Raw genomic sequence first — 16,054 nt, 5'->3', positions numbered from 1 at the left:
TTTGAAACAGGATTTATTCAAAACGAATGGATTTTGCAGGATGAATGTGACTGATGAGATAAGACGGCCCCACCAGCATGGCCACAGACACCAGCAGGGTGCAGACGTTCAGCAGCACAATCCAGCCCAGATGAAGCTCCACGGGAACCGCACTGACATAGTATGTAGCCGGGTCCAGCTTAAAGGGCTCAAAGAAATACTGGACGACGCAGAACGCCAGTCCGATGACATTCCCCCAGCACATGCCCCTCCCGATGAGGAAGACAGAGAACGACAGGAATATCTTCCGGATAGAAGCATTGTCAGCCCCCAGCGCTTTCAGAATTCCAATCATCTGCGTACGTTCAAGAATGATAATCAGCAAACCCGAAATCATGGTAAAGCCCGCCACTCCGGTCATCAGAATCAGGATGACCCACACATTCGTGTCGAGCAAGTCCAGCCAGGCAAAAATCTGCGGATAGAGTTCTTCCGACGTGCGTGAGCAATACACCGCCCCGTAACGGTCGGTCCGTTCCTGGATATGTGCCCGGATGGCATCGTTCACCGTATTCAAGTCGTCATAGTCCGCCACGGCCACTTCCACGCCCCCCACCTGGTCCGGTTCCCAACCGTTCAGGCGGTTCACCGTGTACATGTCCGTCACGAGAAAATAATCGTCGAAAGATGAAAAGTGTGTCTGGAAAATCCCGCTCACCGTCAGCCGGCGCGCCCGCACATTGTCTTCAATGTAATAGGTGTACAGCTTGTCGCCCACCTTCAAGGAAAGCTTGTCGGCCATGGAGCGGGAAATCAATACGCGGTTGCTGGCCACGGAATCCGTGAGCACCGGAATCTCCCCTTCCTGCAAATGCGCCTTCAGGTACGTCCAGTCGTATTCCTGAGCCACCCCCTTCACAATCATTCCCTGAAAATTATCGGCCGTCATAATCATGCCCGGCTTCGTGGAGTAACGCTGCACATGACTCACCTCCGGAATCTGCCGTATCACCGAAAGCAGGCTGTCATTGCCCACCACCGGGTTCATCTGGTAGAGCTGTGCCCCGTCGATGCTGGAGACCACAATGTCGGACCCCATGCCGATGACCTTGTCGCGTACCTGATGCTTGAAGCCGATGACTACGGCCACCGATACCAGCATCACCGCCAGCCCGATGGCAATGCCGGCCATCGCAATCCGGATAGCCGGCTTCGAGACCTCCTTCCCGCCTTCCCGGCTACGGTAAATCCGCCGTGCGATAAAAAATTTCCAGTTGCTCATCATTCATCCACTCTTCCCGGATAGGCTTCGAGTGCTTTACGCAGGATGAACAGCGCCCGTACCAGGTCTTCTTTCTTCAGTACATAGGCCACACGCACCTCGTTCTTGCCGCCGCCCGGCGTGGTATAGAAACCACTGGCCGGAGCCATCATGACGGTTTCCCCCTCGTAGTTGAAGTCGGACAAGCACCAGGCACAGAACTTCTCACAGTCGTCTACCGGCAGTTTGGCCACCGTATAGAAAGCCCCCATCGGTATCGGCGAATACACGCCCGGAATACGGTTCAGTCCGTCAATCAGGCACTTACGTCGTTCCACATACTCGTCGTACGTTTCGCGGGCATATTCTTCCGGTTCGTCGAGCGAAGCCTCTGCCGCAATCTGTCCGATGAGCGGCGGACTCAGGCGGGCCTGACAGAATTTCATCACGGCCTTGCGCACTTCCGGATTCTTTGTAATCAAGGCTCCGATGCGGATACCGCACTCCGAATACCGTTTCGATACGGAGTCAATCAGCACCACGTTCTGCTCGATGCCTTCCAGGTGGCAGGCAGAGATATAAGGAGAGCCCGTATAGATAAATTCACGATATACTTCGTCGGAGAACAGGAAGAGGTCGTACTTCTTCACCAGGTCCCGAATCTGGTTCATCTCCCGGCGGGTGTACAAGTAGCCGGTCGGATTGTTCGGGTTACAAATCAGGATACCCTTCGTGCGTTCATTAATCAGCTCCTCGAACTTCTCCACCTTCGGCAAGGAGAAACCCTCGTCGATGGTCGTCGTCACCGTACGGATAATTGCGCCGGCAGAGATGGCAAAGGCCATATAGTTGGCATAGGCCGGTTCCGGCACAATAATCTCATCGCCCGGGTTCAGGCAGCTCATGAATGCGAACAACACCGCCTCCGACCCCCCGGTCGTGATGATGATGTCGTCGGCATCCAAGTGGATGTCATACTTCTCGTAATACCCCACCAGCCGCTCGCGGTAGCTGCGGTAACCCTGGCTGGGACTGTACTCCAGCACCTTCCGGTCAATATTTCGAATCGCATCGAGGGCCGCTCGCGGAGTAGGCAGGTCAGGCTGACCGATATTCAAGTGGTACACATGAATTCCTCTCTCTTTCGCAGCTTCAGCCAAGGGCGCCAGTTTACGAATCGGCGACTCCGGCATTTCAGTTCCTCTGATGGATATTTGTGGCATATTTTATGAGTTTAAAAAATTCTGAATTGCAAAGATAAAGGGATTGACGAAATAAACCAACTTTGTGTTCAGAAAAACAGCCATCCGCTACCCGTAAAAAAGCCCTCCAAGGAAAGTTTAACGCCTTTTCAGGCATTTTCCATGTCTTCAACCCAAAAAATCCGTATGTTTGCTTCCGATAACCAAACATTCCATCTCACATGAATCTTTACCTAATTATATTTAATGCCGGAACTTATCGCACAGAGCAAGTTTACGACAAACACAAAGACCTCTTCGTCGAGCTGGAGAAACACTTCACGCTCCATCTGGTCAACTATACCGAAGCCGACCGCATACCCAGCAACGAATACAAGATGGTGTTCATCGCCAGCGGCGGTGTGGAAAGTGCCGTGGTGCGCTTTTTCAGCATCCTGCCCTATCCCATCACCCTGCTCACCGACGGCCTGAACAACTCGCTGGCCGCCGCCCTCGAGATCTCCGCCTGGATACAGTCGAGAGACATGAAGGTGAGAATCATCCACGGACCGGCGCCCGACATGGCCAACCAGGTGCTCCTGCACCATCAGGCCTTTGCTGCCAAACGGGCCCTGAAGAAGAAACGCATCGGTGTCATCGGCACCCCGGCTTCCTGGCTGGTGGCCAGCCATGTGGACTACCTGCTGGCCGGACAGCGCTGGGGAGTGATTTATACCGACATCCCCATCGAACACGTGGAAAAGGCCTTCCATGAGATAACCGACGACGAAATCGGCGTGGAAGCCTCCCTGTTCGCCAACCGTGCCAAGGGGATTCAGGAGGCCACTCCCGAAGAACTGCTGCGGGCCATGCGACTGTACAGGGCCATCCGCCGCGTGTGCGAGGAAGAAAAACTGGACGCCCTCACCCTTTCCTGCTTCTCGCTCATCCAGAGCCTGAAGACCACGGGCTGCCTGGCCCTCTCCCTGCTGAACGACGAAGGCATCCCTGCCGGATGCGAAGGCGACCTCCAGTCCATCATGACCCTGCTGATGGTGAAGGAACTCATCGGCCAGCCGGCCTTCATGGCCAACCCGTCCTTTGTCGACCTGGCCCGCAACGAGGTACTCCTGGCCCACTGCTCCATCCCCACGCGGATGGCCGAGCAGTTCATCATTCGCAACCATTTCGAGACAGAAAGCGGCATCGCCATCCAGGGCATCGTACACGCGGGCGAAGTGACCCTCTTCAAGTGCGGCGGCGAGTGCCTGGACGAATACTACCTGTCGTCGGGCCACCTCATCGAGAACACCAACCTGGTGACCTGCTGCCGCACCCAGCTGAAGGTACGGCTGGACAAGCCGGCCGATTACTTCCTGCACAACCCGCTGGGCAACCATCACATCCTGATACAGGGAAACTATGCCGACGTCATTCAGGAATTCATGCAACAAAACCGCTGCAAATTGCGAATTGACTGATTTTTCAAAACCATTTGTTCTCCCATTCAATTTATAATCGTATCTTTGTGTGAATTATTACAAATTGAAAAGCAAGAAAAATTATGATGCATAACTGGTTTGAATGCAAAATCCGTTACGAAAAAGTAGCCGAAAACGGCATGAACAAGAAAGTGACGGAACCCTATCTGGTGGACGCACTCAGCTTCACCGAGGCTGAATCGCGTATTATCGAAGAAATCACTCCCTTCATCAGCGGAGAATTCACCGTATCCGACATCAAGCGCGCCAACTACAGCGAGCTCTTCCCCAGCGAAGAGGAAGCAGCCGACCGCTGGTTCAAGTGCAAGCTCTATTTCATCACCCTCGACGAGAAGAGCGGTGCCGAAAAGAAAACGGCCACCAACGTACTGGTACAGGCTGCCGACCTGCGCGACGCGGTGAAGAAACTGGACGAAGGCATGAAGGGCACGATGGCCGACTACGTGATTGCTTCCGTGGCCGAAACCGCTCTGATGGATGTATATCCCTACTCGGCAGAGCCCGACGTGAAACCGGAATTCCCGGATGCAGACAAACGATGAACAAACACTTATCAGAACCATGGATATTCAGTCTAATTTAAATGAGGTACGGACACAACTTCCTCCCCAAGTGCGCCTGGTAGCTGTATCCAAGTTCCACCCCAACGAAGCCATCCTGGCGGCCTACGAAGCCGGACAGCGCATCTTCGGGGAAAGCAAGGAACAGGAGTTGAGCAAGAAGCAGGCTTTCCTGCCCGCCGACATCGAGTGGCATTTCATCGGCCACCTGCAGACCAACAAGGTGAAGTACATTGCGCCCTACATCGCCATGATTCATGCGGTAGACACCTACAAGCTGCTGGCCGAAATCGACAAGCAGGCCGCCAAATGCAACCGCGTGATTCCCTGCCTGCTGGAAATCCATATCGCCGAAGAAGACAGCAAATACGGATTTTCTTTCCAGGAATGCCGCGAGATGCTCGACACCGAACCATGGCGGGGACTGACCCATGTGGCCATCAGCGGCGTGATGGGCATGGCCACCAATACGGACGACCAAGCGGAAATTACCCAGGAATTTGAAAGTCTGCACCGCTTCTTCACGGAACTGAAAGACACGTATTTCGCGCACGACGACCGCTTCAAGGAGATTTCCATGGGCATGTCGCACGACTACCAGCTGGCCGTGAAAGCCGGCAGCACGATGGTACGCGTAGGCAGCAAGATTTTCGGAGAAAGAGTATATTAAAAACGAGAAGAATATGGCACAACTAAAAACAACTTTTGCGGGGTTAACCCTGAACAACCCGATTATCATCAGCAGTTCGGGCCTGACGAACAGCCTGGCCAAAATCCAGAAACTGGAAGAAGCCGGAGCGGGTGCAGTGGTACTGAAATCAGTTTTCGAAGAACAAATCAATATGCAGGCAGGCAGCATGCAGGGCTACGGTTCTCCCGAAGCCGACGACTACCTGGGCGCTTACGTGCGCTCTCATGCCCTGAACGAGCACATCGCACTGATTGAGGACGTGAAGAAGCACTGCAAGATTCCGGTCATCGCCAGCATCAACTGCTACAGCGACAGCGAATGGACCGACTTTGCACGCCTGATGGAACAGGCCGGAGCCGATGCACTGGAAGTGAACATCCTGTCTTTGCAGACCAGCAAGGACTACAAGCCGGGCAGCTTCGAACAGCGCCACATTGACATCCTGCGCCACATCAAGAAGGCGGTCCGCATCCCGGTCATCCTGAAATTGGGCAGCAATCTGACCAACCCGATAGCCCTCATCAACCAGCTCTATGCCAACGGAGCGGCTGCCGTGGTCTTGTTCAACCGTTTCTACCAGCCGGACATCCAGATTGACAACCTGACCTTCACCACCGCCAGTGTGATGAGTTCTCCTTCCGAACTGGCCGACCGCATCCGCTGGGCAGCCATCGCTTCGGCCGAAGTGCCGCAGCTGGACTATGCCGTTTCGGGCGGTGTGCATTGCGGAAAAGGTGTCATCAAGTCCCTGCTGGCCGGAGCTTCTGCCGTAGAAATATGCAGCGTCATCTACCAGCACGGCAACCAGATGATTGAGACCATGAAGAAGGAACTGGCAGAATGGATGGACGACAAAGGCTACACGACCATCGCACAGTTCAAGGGCAAGATGAATGCAGCCGCCGCCGGCGAAGTGAACCCCTTCGAACGTACCCAGTTCATGAGATACTACAGCAACCACGAAGAATAAAACGGCTTCGCGGAAACGCATAAAAAAGCGGATGCTTCCTTCCTTTTCCAGGTAGAAGCATCCGCTTTTTTTGTCTTCATTGGCCCGGCCTCAGCGTTTCAGCAGACCGATTTTCAGGTTCAGTTTGAAATAATACACCCCGTTTTCACGCTCCAGGTAGCCGTACTTGTCTTTCTCGGTGGAGCCTTTCTCCAGGCGGCTGTTCTGGAACAGGAAGTCGGCAAAGGTCTGGCGGAACGCCCGCTGGTAGCACAACATCTCGCCGTCGCCCGTCACGAACAGGAAACCGGCGATAGCCGAGTCGGTACCGTTGTACAGCTTGGCCGGACGCATACCCATGGCCAGCGCCAGCAGCAGCTCCTTCACCTTGTATTCATAGAAACGGTGCTTCGTAATCAGTTCATCCTTGATTTTCAGCGGATTCAGTTTCTTGAGTTCCTCCGTCAGGTCCGACACCTTCGTGATGCCGTCCAACCACATCAGGCGGGTCATTTCGGCCAACAGACGCCCCATGTGCAGGTCAATCATCGACAGGTTGCTGCGGAAAATCTTGTCGGCCACGTCGCTGTACTTCAGCACGCCGCCCAGCCGCTCAATCATCAGCATCCGCGACACCACGTCGTCTTCCTCCCCTTCCGCATTGATTTTGTTGACGGTAGGCGTGGCAAACTTCACACCCGTCTGCTCAAACTTGAAGTTGGCCGTGCGTCCGCCGTCGAGCAGCGGAATCATCATCCCCAGCCGGGAACGTACGCAGAAACCCGTGAGCGGGGCATCCACCGAATAGAACGCCACACTGAAATCCGTACGGTCGTCCGTGCGGGCCTCCAGGTCGAAGATGGCCACCTCGTCGAGGAACTCCTCCACCCCGTCGGGCGAGGTCACGTCGTCTTCCCGGCTCTGACGGATGGCGGCATAGATGAGCTCGGCCACCGTGGCAAAGTCCTCGCGCGGAATCCGCTTGTCGATGTTCTCCCCCTTCAAATGGATAGAATCCTTCTCCAGAATATACTGACGCGTACCGTCGTGTTCCTCGCGCTGCACCATCGCCACCGGAAGACGGAGCGTTTCGTTCTTCTTCACGTCGGGAGTTCCGCCGTACACGTAGCCGTCGGCCAGCAGCCGGAAAAACGCATACAGTTCCCCCCATTCTCTTTTCGTCGCTTCAAATGCCATAATCTCTTTATTTTTTAAGTGCAAAGGTAGTAAAAGAAGCGTTAACAAAAACGTTTCCGACAAAAGCAAATCCTAATAGATGTTATTAAACAGATTTTTTCGGGTATTTTGCTTGCAGAGAACCAGAAAATACGTACATTTGCAATGTGTTTTTCATAGTATTAGATTTAAGGTTAACAAAAGGTTGGAGTTCAGCGGAACTCCTTTTTTTATGCCCGTTCGCCAACACCCCCTCATCTTTCCTTTTCTCAGCCCTTCCGGAAGGCCTTTTCCACCCGCCGTTACCCCTAAAAAAAACGTCCTTACGTTTTGGTTCAAACGCAAGGACATTTCAAGTAAAGCGCAAGGACGTTTGAACCCAAACGCAAAGGCGTTTTCCCACGGGTGTCAAAGGCCCTCAAAAGTCTTCTTATTTCTTCAGCACACGGCGGATGAGCCAGTAGCCTCCCAGCACTTGCAGCAGCATGCCGGGAATGCCGATACGGAAATCCTGCAAGGCAGTGAACAGGCTGCCGGAGAGCATCCACTCGCCCAGCGTACCTGCCACCTGATAGAACAGCACCACGCCCAACAGCAACGGCAGGGTGACTTTCCGGAAGCGGGCAGCCACCAGTCCGGCTCCCACGGCCAGCAGGACGGATTTCAGCAGGATGGCCGGCAACACGGCAGGCGCAGGCATACCGAACCACCACGAGTTGAGCAGCGGCGAGAGCACCGCCGTCAGCAGTCCGGCCTTCCAGCCATATTTATAGGCCCCTACCAGGGTGAAGAAATAAATGGGCAGCCAGGTCACTCCTCCCTGCGGCACCAGGTGAAAAAGCTGGGGCAGGACGATGTTTCCGGCCACAAACAGCAGGGCGGTGACGTAGGTCTTCACGCGGCTGTAGCCCAATGTGTAAAGTTTTACGGTTGTTTCCATGTATAAGTCTATTTTTCAACGTTTGTTTTTTTCTTTTTCTGCGGCTTCCCGCATGCGGCTCACAAAGCTCTCAATCACCGGATAGAGTGCCGCGGGATTGTCCGACACGTCGCAGAGGGTCTCCAGCGGACAGCGGCCCGTGCGGGTGCGGTTGATGATGCAGGGCACTTCTTCCGCAAAGTCCACTTCCACACCCCCGTTCCGGAGCAGGCTCAGGGCCGGGGTACTGATGACCCGGGTCCACACGCGAGCCACGCCTCCCAGCACCATCAGGGCGGCAGCCCCTTTTCCCACGACTTTGTCGGCCAGCCAGGCCCCTTGCAGGAAATCCCGGTCGGTGCGGTACAAGTCATACAAGTCGGCCACTCCCCGGCGGGAGAAGGTGCGGGTCTCGTCCCCATGACGCACCACGCAGGAATAACCTCCCTCGTTCAGCAAGCGTATCAGTTCGTCCATCACAGCGTCTCTTGTTTCAGTTTCTCCACATACGCATCAATGCGGTGCAGTTCCTTGGGGATGTCGATGGACTGCGGGCAATGCGGGCTGCACTGGTTGCAACCGATGCAATGGCTGGCCTGACGGAGTTTCGGCACGCTGCGGTCGTAGCCCACCAGGAAGGCCCGACGGGCTTTCACGTAGTTCTCGTCCATGCGGTCTTTCGGCATGTTGCCCTCGTTCACGCACTTGTTGTAGTGTACCAGGACGCCGGGGATGTCGATGCCGTAAGGACAAGGCATACAGTATTTACAGTCGTTGCAGGGCACGGTGGGATATTGCAGCATCAGTTCCGCCGTGTCGAGCAGGAACTGGTTCTCCTCCTGGGTGAGCGGCACCAGCGGCGAATAGGTGCGGATGTTGTCTTGCAGGTGTTCCATATAGGTCATGCCGCTGAGCACGGTCAGCACCTTGGCCGGCGTACCGGCAAAACGGAAAGCCCACGAAGCCACACTGCCCTCGGGGTTTCGCTCCTTCAGGCGGGTAAACACGTGTTCGGGAATGTTCGACAAGCGTCCGCCCAGCAACGGTTCCATCACCACTACCGGAATGTCCCGGCTGCTCACCTGCTCATACAGATAATCCGCATTGACGTTGTTGCCCGAAGCATGCAGCCAGTCGGAATAATTCAACTGAATCTGAATGAAATCCCAGTGTACCTGGTCGTGCATGGCCAGTGCCCGGTCGAATTCCTCCTTCGTGCCATGGAACGACCAGCCCAGATGACGGATACGTCCGGCCTCGCGCTCCTTGAGCAGAAAGTCGAGCAGGCCGTTGTCCAGAAAACGTCCCTGCAACCCCCGCTTGCCGGGAGCCCCCAGCATGTGAAGCAGGTAATAGTCGATGTAGTCCACCTGCAGCTTCTTCATCGAATTGTGATACATCTTCACCCCGAAATCATAATCGGAATTGGAGAAGTTCGACATCTTGGTGGCCACGAAGAACTTCTCGCGCGGATGCCGTTTCAAGGCGATACCCGTGGAAGTCTCCGACCAGCCCTGCACATAGACCGGGGCCGTATCGAAATAGTTCACGCCATGCTCGATGGCATAGTCCACCAGCCGGTTCACCTCCTCCTGGTCGATGACGTTGCCGTCGCCTCCCGGAGCCGGAAGGGTGGGCCAGCGCATACAGCCGTAGCCCAGCAGCGACACCTTGTCCTCGTTGGGAGGAAACTGGCGGTAGGTCATCTTGCCCACGGGCACCTCGCCTACCCCCTGGCTGGTTTCTTTCTTATCGGGTGCACAGCCGGAGAGGGCCGCCGTGGCTCCCACCGTACTGATGCCTACTATCTTCAGGAAATCTCTTCGATTCATCTGTTTTTTCTCGTCCATTCTCTTTGCATATATAAAGGTAAGACAATTCAGTTAAAGCGTACGGTGACGTTCGTGGCCTTCCACGTAGATGGCGCTCAACGGACGGGCCGGACACAGGTTCTCACAGGCTCCGCAACCGATGCAACGGGCTTCGTTCACAGCCGGAATCTTCAGCGAGTCGGGGTTGGACGGGTCGGAAGGCACCATCGAAATGGCGTTCACCGGACAATGGCGGGCACAGTTGCCGCACTCCTGCTTGTCGGTGAGCGGGATGCACAAGTCTTTCACCCACACGGCATGCCCAATCTGGATGGAAGACTTCTCGGCCTTGTCGATTTTCAGGATGGCCCCTGCGGGACACACCTCGGAACAGCGCGTACACTCCGGACGGCAGTAACCGCGTTCGTACGACATGTAGGGTTGCATGAAGGAATCCAGGGAGCTGGAGGGCCGCAGCACCTCGTTCGGACAAGCCGACACGCACAGCTGGCAAGCTGTACAGTGCGATTGCAGGTGACGGAGTCCCTGTGCTCCCGGCGGTACAATCGGCGTATGGCGCACCGGCTCTTTCTTGTCGATGATATCGGCCAGTCCGCCGTCCATCTTGATGGCTTCCGCCTTCTTGGCCACCTGTGCCTTCAGCACCGACCCTGCCAGCAACAAAGAGCCGGCCAGGAACTCCCGGCGTCCGGCAGTGGAATCCGGTTTTCCGGCCACCGGAGCCTCAGCCTTTTCCGTCTTCTTTCCATACGCGAAACGGTAGCCGATGGCACCTTTATGACATTTGTCCAGACAGTCCATGCAAGCCACGCAACGGCTTCCGTCCACCGCATGGTTCTTCACGTCGATGCAAGCCGCCTTACAGTTGCGGGCACAAAGGGTACAGCCGTTGCATTTCTCCTTGTCGATGGTGATGCGGAACAAGGCAAAGCGGGAGAAGAATCCCAGCAAGGTACCCACCGGACAGATGGTATTACAATAGGTACGGCCGTTGCGTGCCGCCAGCACGATGACCAGCACCAGCATCACCGCCGCCACAATCAACACGGGCAGACTCTTAAGCCAGACCTCCACCGAATAGAACGCATAGCTGTCCATGCGTTCGGCCAGCGAAGCCAGCAGGTTGTTGCCCCACATCCACAAGGGTTGCAGGAAACTGTGGGCTGCACGGCCATACACCGCATACGGGTCGAGCAAAGCCACCAGGGCATGCACGCCCAGCAGCACAGCCAGCACATAGATGACCAGCACCCCGTAGCGCAGCCAACTCTTCGGTTTGGAATAGGTATAAGGCATTTTCTTGCGGCCTCTGGCCAGACGGGCCACCACATCCTGAAACACGCCCAGCGGACAAATCACCGAACAATACACACGTCCGGCTACCAGCGTGAGCAAAATCAAACACACGATTACTCCGGCATTCAAGGCAAAAAGCGCCGGAAGGAACTGAATCTTCGCCATCCATCCCAGCCATGCATGCAACACGCCCGTGAAGTCGACGAACAACAGCGTCACGAATACCAGGCACAACACTCCCAGCGTGCGCCTGACTTTTCTCCACATATTCACAGTAAAAGCATTTTTAGTTAGTTACTCTCATCTTTCATCACAATTCCGTGATAATTCTTCACAAAAATAAAAGGAAATCCGTTTGAACGTATCATTCTGATTCGCTTTTTTGATGAGAAAGCATAAATATAAGTTTATTTTGCGCGAATCAGATAACTTTCGGGACCAAAACCGGAAAAGACGTCAGAAAGATTGGTTATCTGAATTACAAATTCTAACTTTGTCTGACTATTTTGTAGCAAAAGACCAAAAACACATCATGACATACGCATTTATTACGGCAGCCGAAGCCGCTGCCACGATTCATCATGGGGACACCGTCGGCATCGGCGGATTTTCATCAGTAGGAACACCGAAAGCCGTGCCGGAAGCACTGGCCGCCTACGCAGAAGCACAACATGCACAAGGTAAAGAATTCAAGGTCGGCCTCATCACGGGAGGCGCCACGGGCAGTCAGGTAGACAGTGCCCTGGTCAAGGTACACGCCGTGTCGTTCCGCACGCCCTTCCAGTCGAACAAGGACATGCGCACGGCCATCAACCAGCACGAAGTGCAATATTTCGACCTCCATCTCTCGCAAATCGGACAAGACGTGCGCTACGGTTTTCTGGGGAAAATCCATGTGGCCATCGTAGAAGCCTCCGACCTCACCGACGACGGAGAGATTATCCTGAGCACCTCGGTCGGCATCTCGCCCACCCTGCTCCAGCAAGCCGAACGGGTCATCATCGAACTGAATGAAGCGCATACGGGCAAGCTCACCGGCATGCACGACATCTATATACTGGACAACCCGCCCTACCGGACGGAGATTCCTCTCTACCACGTGAACGACCGGGCCGGACGCACCAGCGTGAAAATCGACCCGAAGAAGATTACGGGAGTGGTCCGCACGAATGCCCGCGACCACATCGCCGCCTTCACGCCGCAGAACGAAGCCACCCTGCAAATCGGGCACAACGTGGCCTCCTTCCTGCTGCGCGAATGGAAGAACGGTGCCATCCCCAAGGAGTTCCTGCCCCTGCAGTCGGGTGTGGGAAACATCGCCAACGCCGTATTGGGTGCCTTGGGCGACGACCCGAACCTCCCCGCCTTCTCCATGTTCACGGAAGTGATACAGAACTCGGTCATCGACCTGATGCTGAAAGACCGTATCCGGTTTGCCACCGGCAGCTCGCTCACCCTGTCGGAAGACCATCTGGACACGATGTACGACCACATCGGCACCTTCCGCGACCGCATCCTGCTGCGTCCGCAGGAAATCACCAACCACCCGGAGATGATCCGCCGCCTGGGCATCATCGCCATCAACACGGCCCTCGAAGCCGACATCTTCGGCAACGTGAACAGCACGCACGTGTCGGGCAGCCAGATTATGAACGGCATCGGAGGCTCGGGCGATTTTGCCAGAAACGCCTTTTTGTCTATCTTTACCACCCCGTCGGTGGCCAAAGGCGGACTGATTTCGTCCATCGTGCCCCAGGTATCGCACGTGGACAGCACGGAACACGACGTGCGCATCCTCGTGACGGAACAGGGCGTGGCCGACCTGCGCGGGAAATCGCCCTCGCAACGTGCCCGCTGCATCATTGAAAACTGTGCGCACCCCGACTACAAACAGCTGTTGTGGGATTACCTGAAGCTTTCGGAAGGTCACTCCTGCCACACGCCGATGTCGCTGCGCCATGCCTTCCAGATGCACCTGGCCTATGCCGAGACGGGCGACATGCGAAACACCAAGTTTGACTAAAAAGAATGGAAAAATTTGACCTACACATCCTGGGATGCGGTTCGGCCCTGCCCACTACCCGCCATCAGGCCACCTCGCAGGTGCTCAACATCCGCGAGAAACTGTTCATGATTGACTGCGGCGAAGGCACACAGGTGCAGCTCCGCCGCGCCAAGCTGAAGTTCAGCCGGCTGAACCACATCTTCATCTCCCACCTCCACGGCGACCATTGCTTCGGGCTCATGGGACTGATTTCCACGTTCGGCATGCTGGAACGCACGGCCGACCTCCACATCCATGCCCATGCCGACCTGCAGCGTCTGCTGGAACCGCAACTGGAGTTTTTCTGCAAGGGGATGTCCTATCAGGTGGTGTTCCACCCCTTCAACCCGGGCGAACGTGCCGTGATTTACGATGACCGCTCCGTCAGCGTGGAGACCATCCCCCTGCGCCATCGCCTGCCTACCTGCGGCTTCCTCTTCCGCGAGAAGCCGATGCCCAACCATATCCGGCGCGACATGATTGATTTCTACGGCATCCCCATCTGCATGATGAACCGCATCAAGAACGGCGAGGACTATGTGCTGGACGACGGGACGGTGGTTCCCAACGACCGGCTCACCACTCCCTCCGACCCGCCGCGGGCGTATGCCTACTGTTCGGACACGGTGTACCTGCCCCGTCTGGCGGAACAGGTGGCGGGCGTGGACCTGCTGTTCCATGAAGCCACCTTCACCGAAAGCGAATCCGTCCGAGCCAAGCAGACCCTCCACTCCACCGCCGCACAGGCCGCCCGCATTGCCAGGGAAGCTGGAGTGAAACGCCTGCTCATTGGCCATTTCTCCGCGCGCTACGAAGACGAGAATGCCTTGCTGGAAGAGGCCCGCGCCGTCTTCCCCGACACCCTGGCCGCCGACGAGGGGCTGAAAATCTCGCTCTGAGACGTTAAAGAAAACTAACCTCATTAAACCGATTCCCCGGGAGATTGTCTTACCAGACAATGACGAACCCGCACACGCCATGAACAATTATAACGAAAAAGAAACCATACTGATGCTTCAGGACCCGTCGATGCAACGAAAAGGCTTCGAACGGATAGTGAAGGCCTACAGCGAACAGCTGTACTGGCAGATACGGCGCATGGTGGTTTCACACGACGACGCCAACGACCTGTTGCAGAATACGTTCATCAAGGCATGGACCAACCTGGACTATTTCCGCGGCGACGCCAAGATTTCCACCTGGCTCTACCGCATCGCCCTCAACGAGTGTCTGAACTTCCTGAACAAGCAGCGGGCCGAAAACCGCCTGTCGCTCGACGATGCCGACGCGGCCCTGGCCAACAAACTGGAGAGTGACCCTTACTTCAACGGCGACGAAACGCAGAAGCTCTTCCAGAAGGCCATCCTGCAACTGCCCGAAAAGCAACGCATCATCTTCAACCTGAAATATTTCCAGGAAATGAAATACGAAGAGATGTCGGAGATTCTGGGCACCAGCGTAGGGGCGCTGAAGGCGTCCTATCACCATGCCGTGAAAAAAATAGAAGATTTTTTTCATCAACATGATTAAACCTTTTTTACAAATTCGAATCTAACTTCCAAAGGAGGCAAAAATATGAAAAAGGAAGAAACAGACTTACTGAAGAGATGTGGAACCGAGAATCCTTTCACGGTGCCGGAAGGTTACTTTGAACGCTTCACGGAACAGCTGATGGAGAAGCTTCCGGAACGTGAGGCGCAGCCTGCACCCAAACTGACGCTGTGGACACGCGTCAAGCCGTGGGTCTACATGGCTGCCATGTTCTGCGGACTGATGCTCAGCGTACGGATGTTCGTGGGCGAAAAGCAGTCGCAGTCGCCTGCCGCCACCTCGGAGATGACGGATTTCACCGAAGTGCCCGACGAATACATCGACCCGATTGTCAACCAGACCATGATGGACGATTATACCCTATACCAGTATCTCACCGATGCAGATACGGAAATCTATAAATAAAGGAATAAGAATGAAAAGAACAATTTACACGCTCGTGCTCCTGCTGACGGTCTGCCTGACCGGCTTGCAGGCACAGAACGCCAAACTCAGCAAAGAAGAATTCCGCAACCGCCAGAAAGAATTTTTCACCCAACAGGCGGGACTGAACAACGAAGAGGCACAGAAATTCTTCCCGCTCTACTTCGAGTTGCAGGACAAGAAACAGGTGTACAACAAAGAGGCGTGGCAGAAACTTCGCCAGGGAAAAAATGCCAATACCACCGAGACGGAATACGGCAAGATTGTGGAAGACGTGATTCAGGCCCGCATCGCCACCGATGAGCTGGAGCTGGAATACGTGCGGAAGTACAAACAGTTCCTCCCGGCCAAGAAAATCTATCTGCTGCAAAAGGCTGAAATGCGCTTCCACCGGGAGCTGCTGAAGGGCTTCAAGCACGGCCAGAAAGGTCAGGAGAAAAGAAAATAAGGGTTCAGGCCGATTTTTTCGCCCCAAAAATTTGGAAAACAAAATTCTTTACGTACCTTTGCACCGCCTTCGAAAAACGAGGTACTCCTAAAAAGAGTTTTGGAGAGGTGGCAGAGTGGTCGATTGCGGCGGTCTTGAAAACCGTTGTACTGCGAGGTACCCGGGGTTCGAATCCCTGTCTCTCCGCTGAAACCTAAGACATCAGGTAGACAATTTAAGACAAGTCCCGTAAAATCAACGTT

Annotated in this window: 16 protein-coding genes and 1 tRNA gene; 10 read left to right on the top strand and 7 right to left on the bottom strand. The window is 55.1% G+C overall.

What is annotated here, in order from left to right:
* Positions 1-13: 13 nt before the first annotated feature.
* Both OIM59_RS04945 and OIM59_RS04940 read right to left on the bottom strand, forming a co-directional pair.
* Positions 14-1,264 (bottom strand): ABC transporter permease, encoded by a 1,251-nt coding sequence (locus OIM59_RS04945; protein WP_299169531.1) that lies wholly within the window; start codon positions 1,262-1,264, stop codon positions 14-16.
* Positions 1,261-2,463, bottom strand: coding sequence for a pyridoxal phosphate-dependent aminotransferase (locus OIM59_RS04940; protein WP_148328017.1), 1,203 nt, complete (start codon positions 2,461-2,463; stop codon positions 1,261-1,263). Before OIM59_RS04940 ends, OIM59_RS04945 begins: the two co-directional genes overlap by 4 nt.
* Positions 2,464-2,663: 200 nt before the next feature.
* Here OIM59_RS04940 and OIM59_RS04935 point away from each other — a divergent pair, with 200 nt between their 5' ends.
* The 4 genes from OIM59_RS04935 to OIM59_RS04920 all read left to right on the top strand — a co-directional run bounded on the left by OIM59_RS04935 (position 2,664) and on the right by OIM59_RS04920 (position 6,144).
* On the top strand, positions 2,664-3,902 hold the full coding sequence (locus tag OIM59_RS04935; protein WP_299169536.1) for a fucose isomerase: 1,239 nt from the start codon (positions 2,664-2,666) through the stop codon (positions 3,900-3,902).
* Between the two features lie 80 nt (positions 3,903-3,982).
* Positions 3,983-4,465 carry a DUF4494 domain-containing protein gene (locus OIM59_RS04930; protein WP_139255735.1) on the top strand — a complete coding sequence of 161 codons (483 nt, stop codon included), beginning with the start codon at positions 3,983-3,985 and terminating at the stop codon, positions 4,463-4,465.
* 19 nt (positions 4,466-4,484) lie between these two features.
* On the top strand, positions 4,485-5,153 hold the full coding sequence (locus tag OIM59_RS04925; protein WP_303898165.1) for a YggS family pyridoxal phosphate-dependent enzyme: 669 nt from the start codon (positions 4,485-4,487) through the stop codon (positions 5,151-5,153).
* A 13-nt stretch (positions 5,154-5,166) separates the two neighbouring features.
* Positions 5,167-6,144, top strand: a complete 978-nt coding sequence (locus OIM59_RS04920) for a dihydroorotate dehydrogenase-like protein (protein ID WP_299169539.1) — start codon at positions 5,167-5,169, stop codon at positions 6,142-6,144.
* A gap of 90 nt (positions 6,145-6,234) precedes the next feature.
* Here OIM59_RS04920 and OIM59_RS04915 read toward each other — a convergent pair whose 3' ends face one another.
* From OIM59_RS04915 to OIM59_RS04895, 5 genes are all read right to left on the bottom strand, one after another.
* Positions 6,235-7,320 (bottom strand): HpaII family restriction endonuclease, encoded by a 1,086-nt coding sequence (locus OIM59_RS04915; RefSeq protein ID WP_303895465.1) that lies wholly within the window; start codon positions 7,318-7,320, stop codon positions 6,235-6,237.
* 409 nt (positions 7,321-7,729) lie between these two features.
* Positions 7,730-8,239, bottom strand: a complete 510-nt coding sequence (locus tag OIM59_RS04910; RefSeq protein ID WP_299169544.1) for an ECF transporter S component — start codon at positions 8,237-8,239, stop codon at positions 7,730-7,732.
* Positions 8,240-8,254: 15 nt separating this feature from the next.
* Positions 8,255-8,695 (bottom strand): DUF1893 domain-containing protein, encoded by a 441-nt coding sequence (locus tag OIM59_RS04905; protein ID WP_303895464.1) that lies wholly within the window; start codon positions 8,693-8,695, stop codon positions 8,255-8,257.
* Positions 8,695-10,068: an aldo/keto reductase gene (locus OIM59_RS04900; RefSeq protein ID WP_072542245.1), complete on the bottom strand. Its 1,374-nt coding sequence runs from the start codon at positions 10,066-10,068 to the stop codon at positions 8,695-8,697. Before OIM59_RS04900 ends, OIM59_RS04905 begins: the two co-directional genes overlap by 1 nt.
* 33 nt (positions 10,069-10,101) lie before the next feature.
* Positions 10,102-11,613 (bottom strand): 4Fe-4S binding protein, encoded by a 1,512-nt coding sequence (locus tag OIM59_RS04895; protein ID WP_303898164.1) that lies wholly within the window; start codon positions 11,611-11,613, stop codon positions 10,102-10,104.
* Between the two features lie 265 nt (positions 11,614-11,878).
* On the opposite strand from OIM59_RS04895, the gene OIM59_RS04890 reads away from it, so the two are divergent.
* From OIM59_RS04890 to OIM59_RS04865, 6 genes are all read left to right on the top strand, one after another.
* The gene (locus OIM59_RS04890) at positions 11,879-13,369 is read left to right on the top strand and encodes a succinate CoA transferase (RefSeq protein ID WP_303895462.1); all 1,491 of its coding nucleotides are present in this window, start codon (positions 11,879-11,881) and stop codon (positions 13,367-13,369) included.
* 5 nt (positions 13,370-13,374) lie between these two features.
* Positions 13,375-14,289, top strand: coding sequence for a ribonuclease Z (locus OIM59_RS04885; protein WP_303895460.1), 915 nt, complete (start codon positions 13,375-13,377; stop codon positions 14,287-14,289).
* 79 nt (positions 14,290-14,368) lie between these two features.
* The gene (locus OIM59_RS04880; RefSeq protein ID WP_072542241.1) at positions 14,369-14,920 is read left to right on the top strand and encodes an RNA polymerase sigma factor; all 552 of its coding nucleotides are present in this window, start codon (positions 14,369-14,371) and stop codon (positions 14,918-14,920) included.
* A gap of 45 nt (positions 14,921-14,965) precedes the next feature.
* Positions 14,966-15,346, top strand: coding sequence for a hypothetical protein (locus OIM59_RS04875; protein WP_299169561.1), 381 nt, complete (start codon positions 14,966-14,968; stop codon positions 15,344-15,346).
* 10 nt (positions 15,347-15,356) lie between these two features.
* A complete protein-coding gene (locus tag OIM59_RS04870; RefSeq protein ID WP_072542239.1) occupies positions 15,357-15,812 on the top strand; it encodes a hypothetical protein in 456 nt (151 codons plus the stop codon).
* 101 nt (positions 15,813-15,913) lie between these two features.
* Positions 15,914-15,998, top strand: a tRNA-Ser gene (locus OIM59_RS04865).
* The last annotated feature ends 56 nt before the right edge of the window (positions 15,999-16,054 follow it).

The organism is Bacteroides mediterraneensis (genome assembly GCF_025993685.1).
Lineage (GTDB): Bacteria > Bacteroidota > Bacteroidia > Bacteroidales > Bacteroidaceae > Phocaeicola > Phocaeicola mediterraneensis_A.
The sequence above is the reverse complement of the archived record's forward strand: the minus strand, read 5'-3'. Positions and strand labels throughout refer to the sequence as shown.

Bases quoted from the DNA above. Each gene is read 5' to 3' on its own strand.
- OIM59_RS04945 (WP_299169531.1), bottom strand. From the start codon at position 1,264: ATGATGAGCAACTGGAAATTTTTTATCGCACGGCGGATTTACCGTAGC.
- OIM59_RS04940 (WP_148328017.1), bottom strand. From the start codon at position 2,463: ATGCCACAAATATCCATCAGAGGAACTGAAATGCCGGAGTCGCCGATT.
- OIM59_RS04935 (WP_299169536.1), top strand. From the start codon at position 2,664: ATGAATCTTTACCTAATTATATTTAATGCCGGAACTTATCGCACAGAG.
- OIM59_RS04925 (WP_303898165.1), top strand. From the start codon at position 4,485: ATGGATATTCAGTCTAATTTAAATGAGGTACGGACACAACTTCCTCCC.
- OIM59_RS04920 (WP_299169539.1), top strand. From the start codon at position 5,167: ATGGCACAACTAAAAACAACTTTTGCGGGGTTAACCCTGAACAACCCG.
- OIM59_RS04915 (WP_303895465.1), bottom strand. From the start codon at position 7,320: ATGGCATTTGAAGCGACGAAAAGAGAATGGGGGGAACTGTATGCGTTT.
- OIM59_RS04910 (WP_299169544.1), bottom strand. From the start codon at position 8,239: ATGGAAACAACCGTAAAACTTTACACATTGGGCTACAGCCGCGTGAAG.
- OIM59_RS04905 (WP_303895464.1), bottom strand. From the start codon at position 8,695: ATGGACGAACTGATACGCTTGCTGAACGAGGGAGGTTATTCCTGCGTG.
- OIM59_RS04900 (WP_072542245.1), bottom strand. From the start codon at position 10,068: ATGGACGAGAAAAAACAGATGAATCGAAGAGATTTCCTGAAGATAGTA.
- OIM59_RS04895 (WP_303898164.1), bottom strand. From the start codon at position 11,613: ATGTGGAGAAAAGTCAGGCGCACGCTGGGAGTGTTGTGCCTGGTATTC.
- OIM59_RS04890 (WP_303895462.1), top strand. From the start codon at position 11,879: ATGACATACGCATTTATTACGGCAGCCGAAGCCGCTGCCACGATTCAT.
- OIM59_RS04885 (WP_303895460.1), top strand. From the start codon at position 13,375: ATGGAAAAATTTGACCTACACATCCTGGGATGCGGTTCGGCCCTGCCC.
- OIM59_RS04880 (WP_072542241.1), top strand. From the start codon at position 14,369: ATGAACAATTATAACGAAAAAGAAACCATACTGATGCTTCAGGACCCG.
- OIM59_RS04875 (WP_299169561.1), top strand. From the start codon at position 14,966: ATGAAAAAGGAAGAAACAGACTTACTGAAGAGATGTGGAACCGAGAAT.
- OIM59_RS04870 (WP_072542239.1), top strand. From the start codon at position 15,357: ATGAAAAGAACAATTTACACGCTCGTGCTCCTGCTGACGGTCTGCCTG.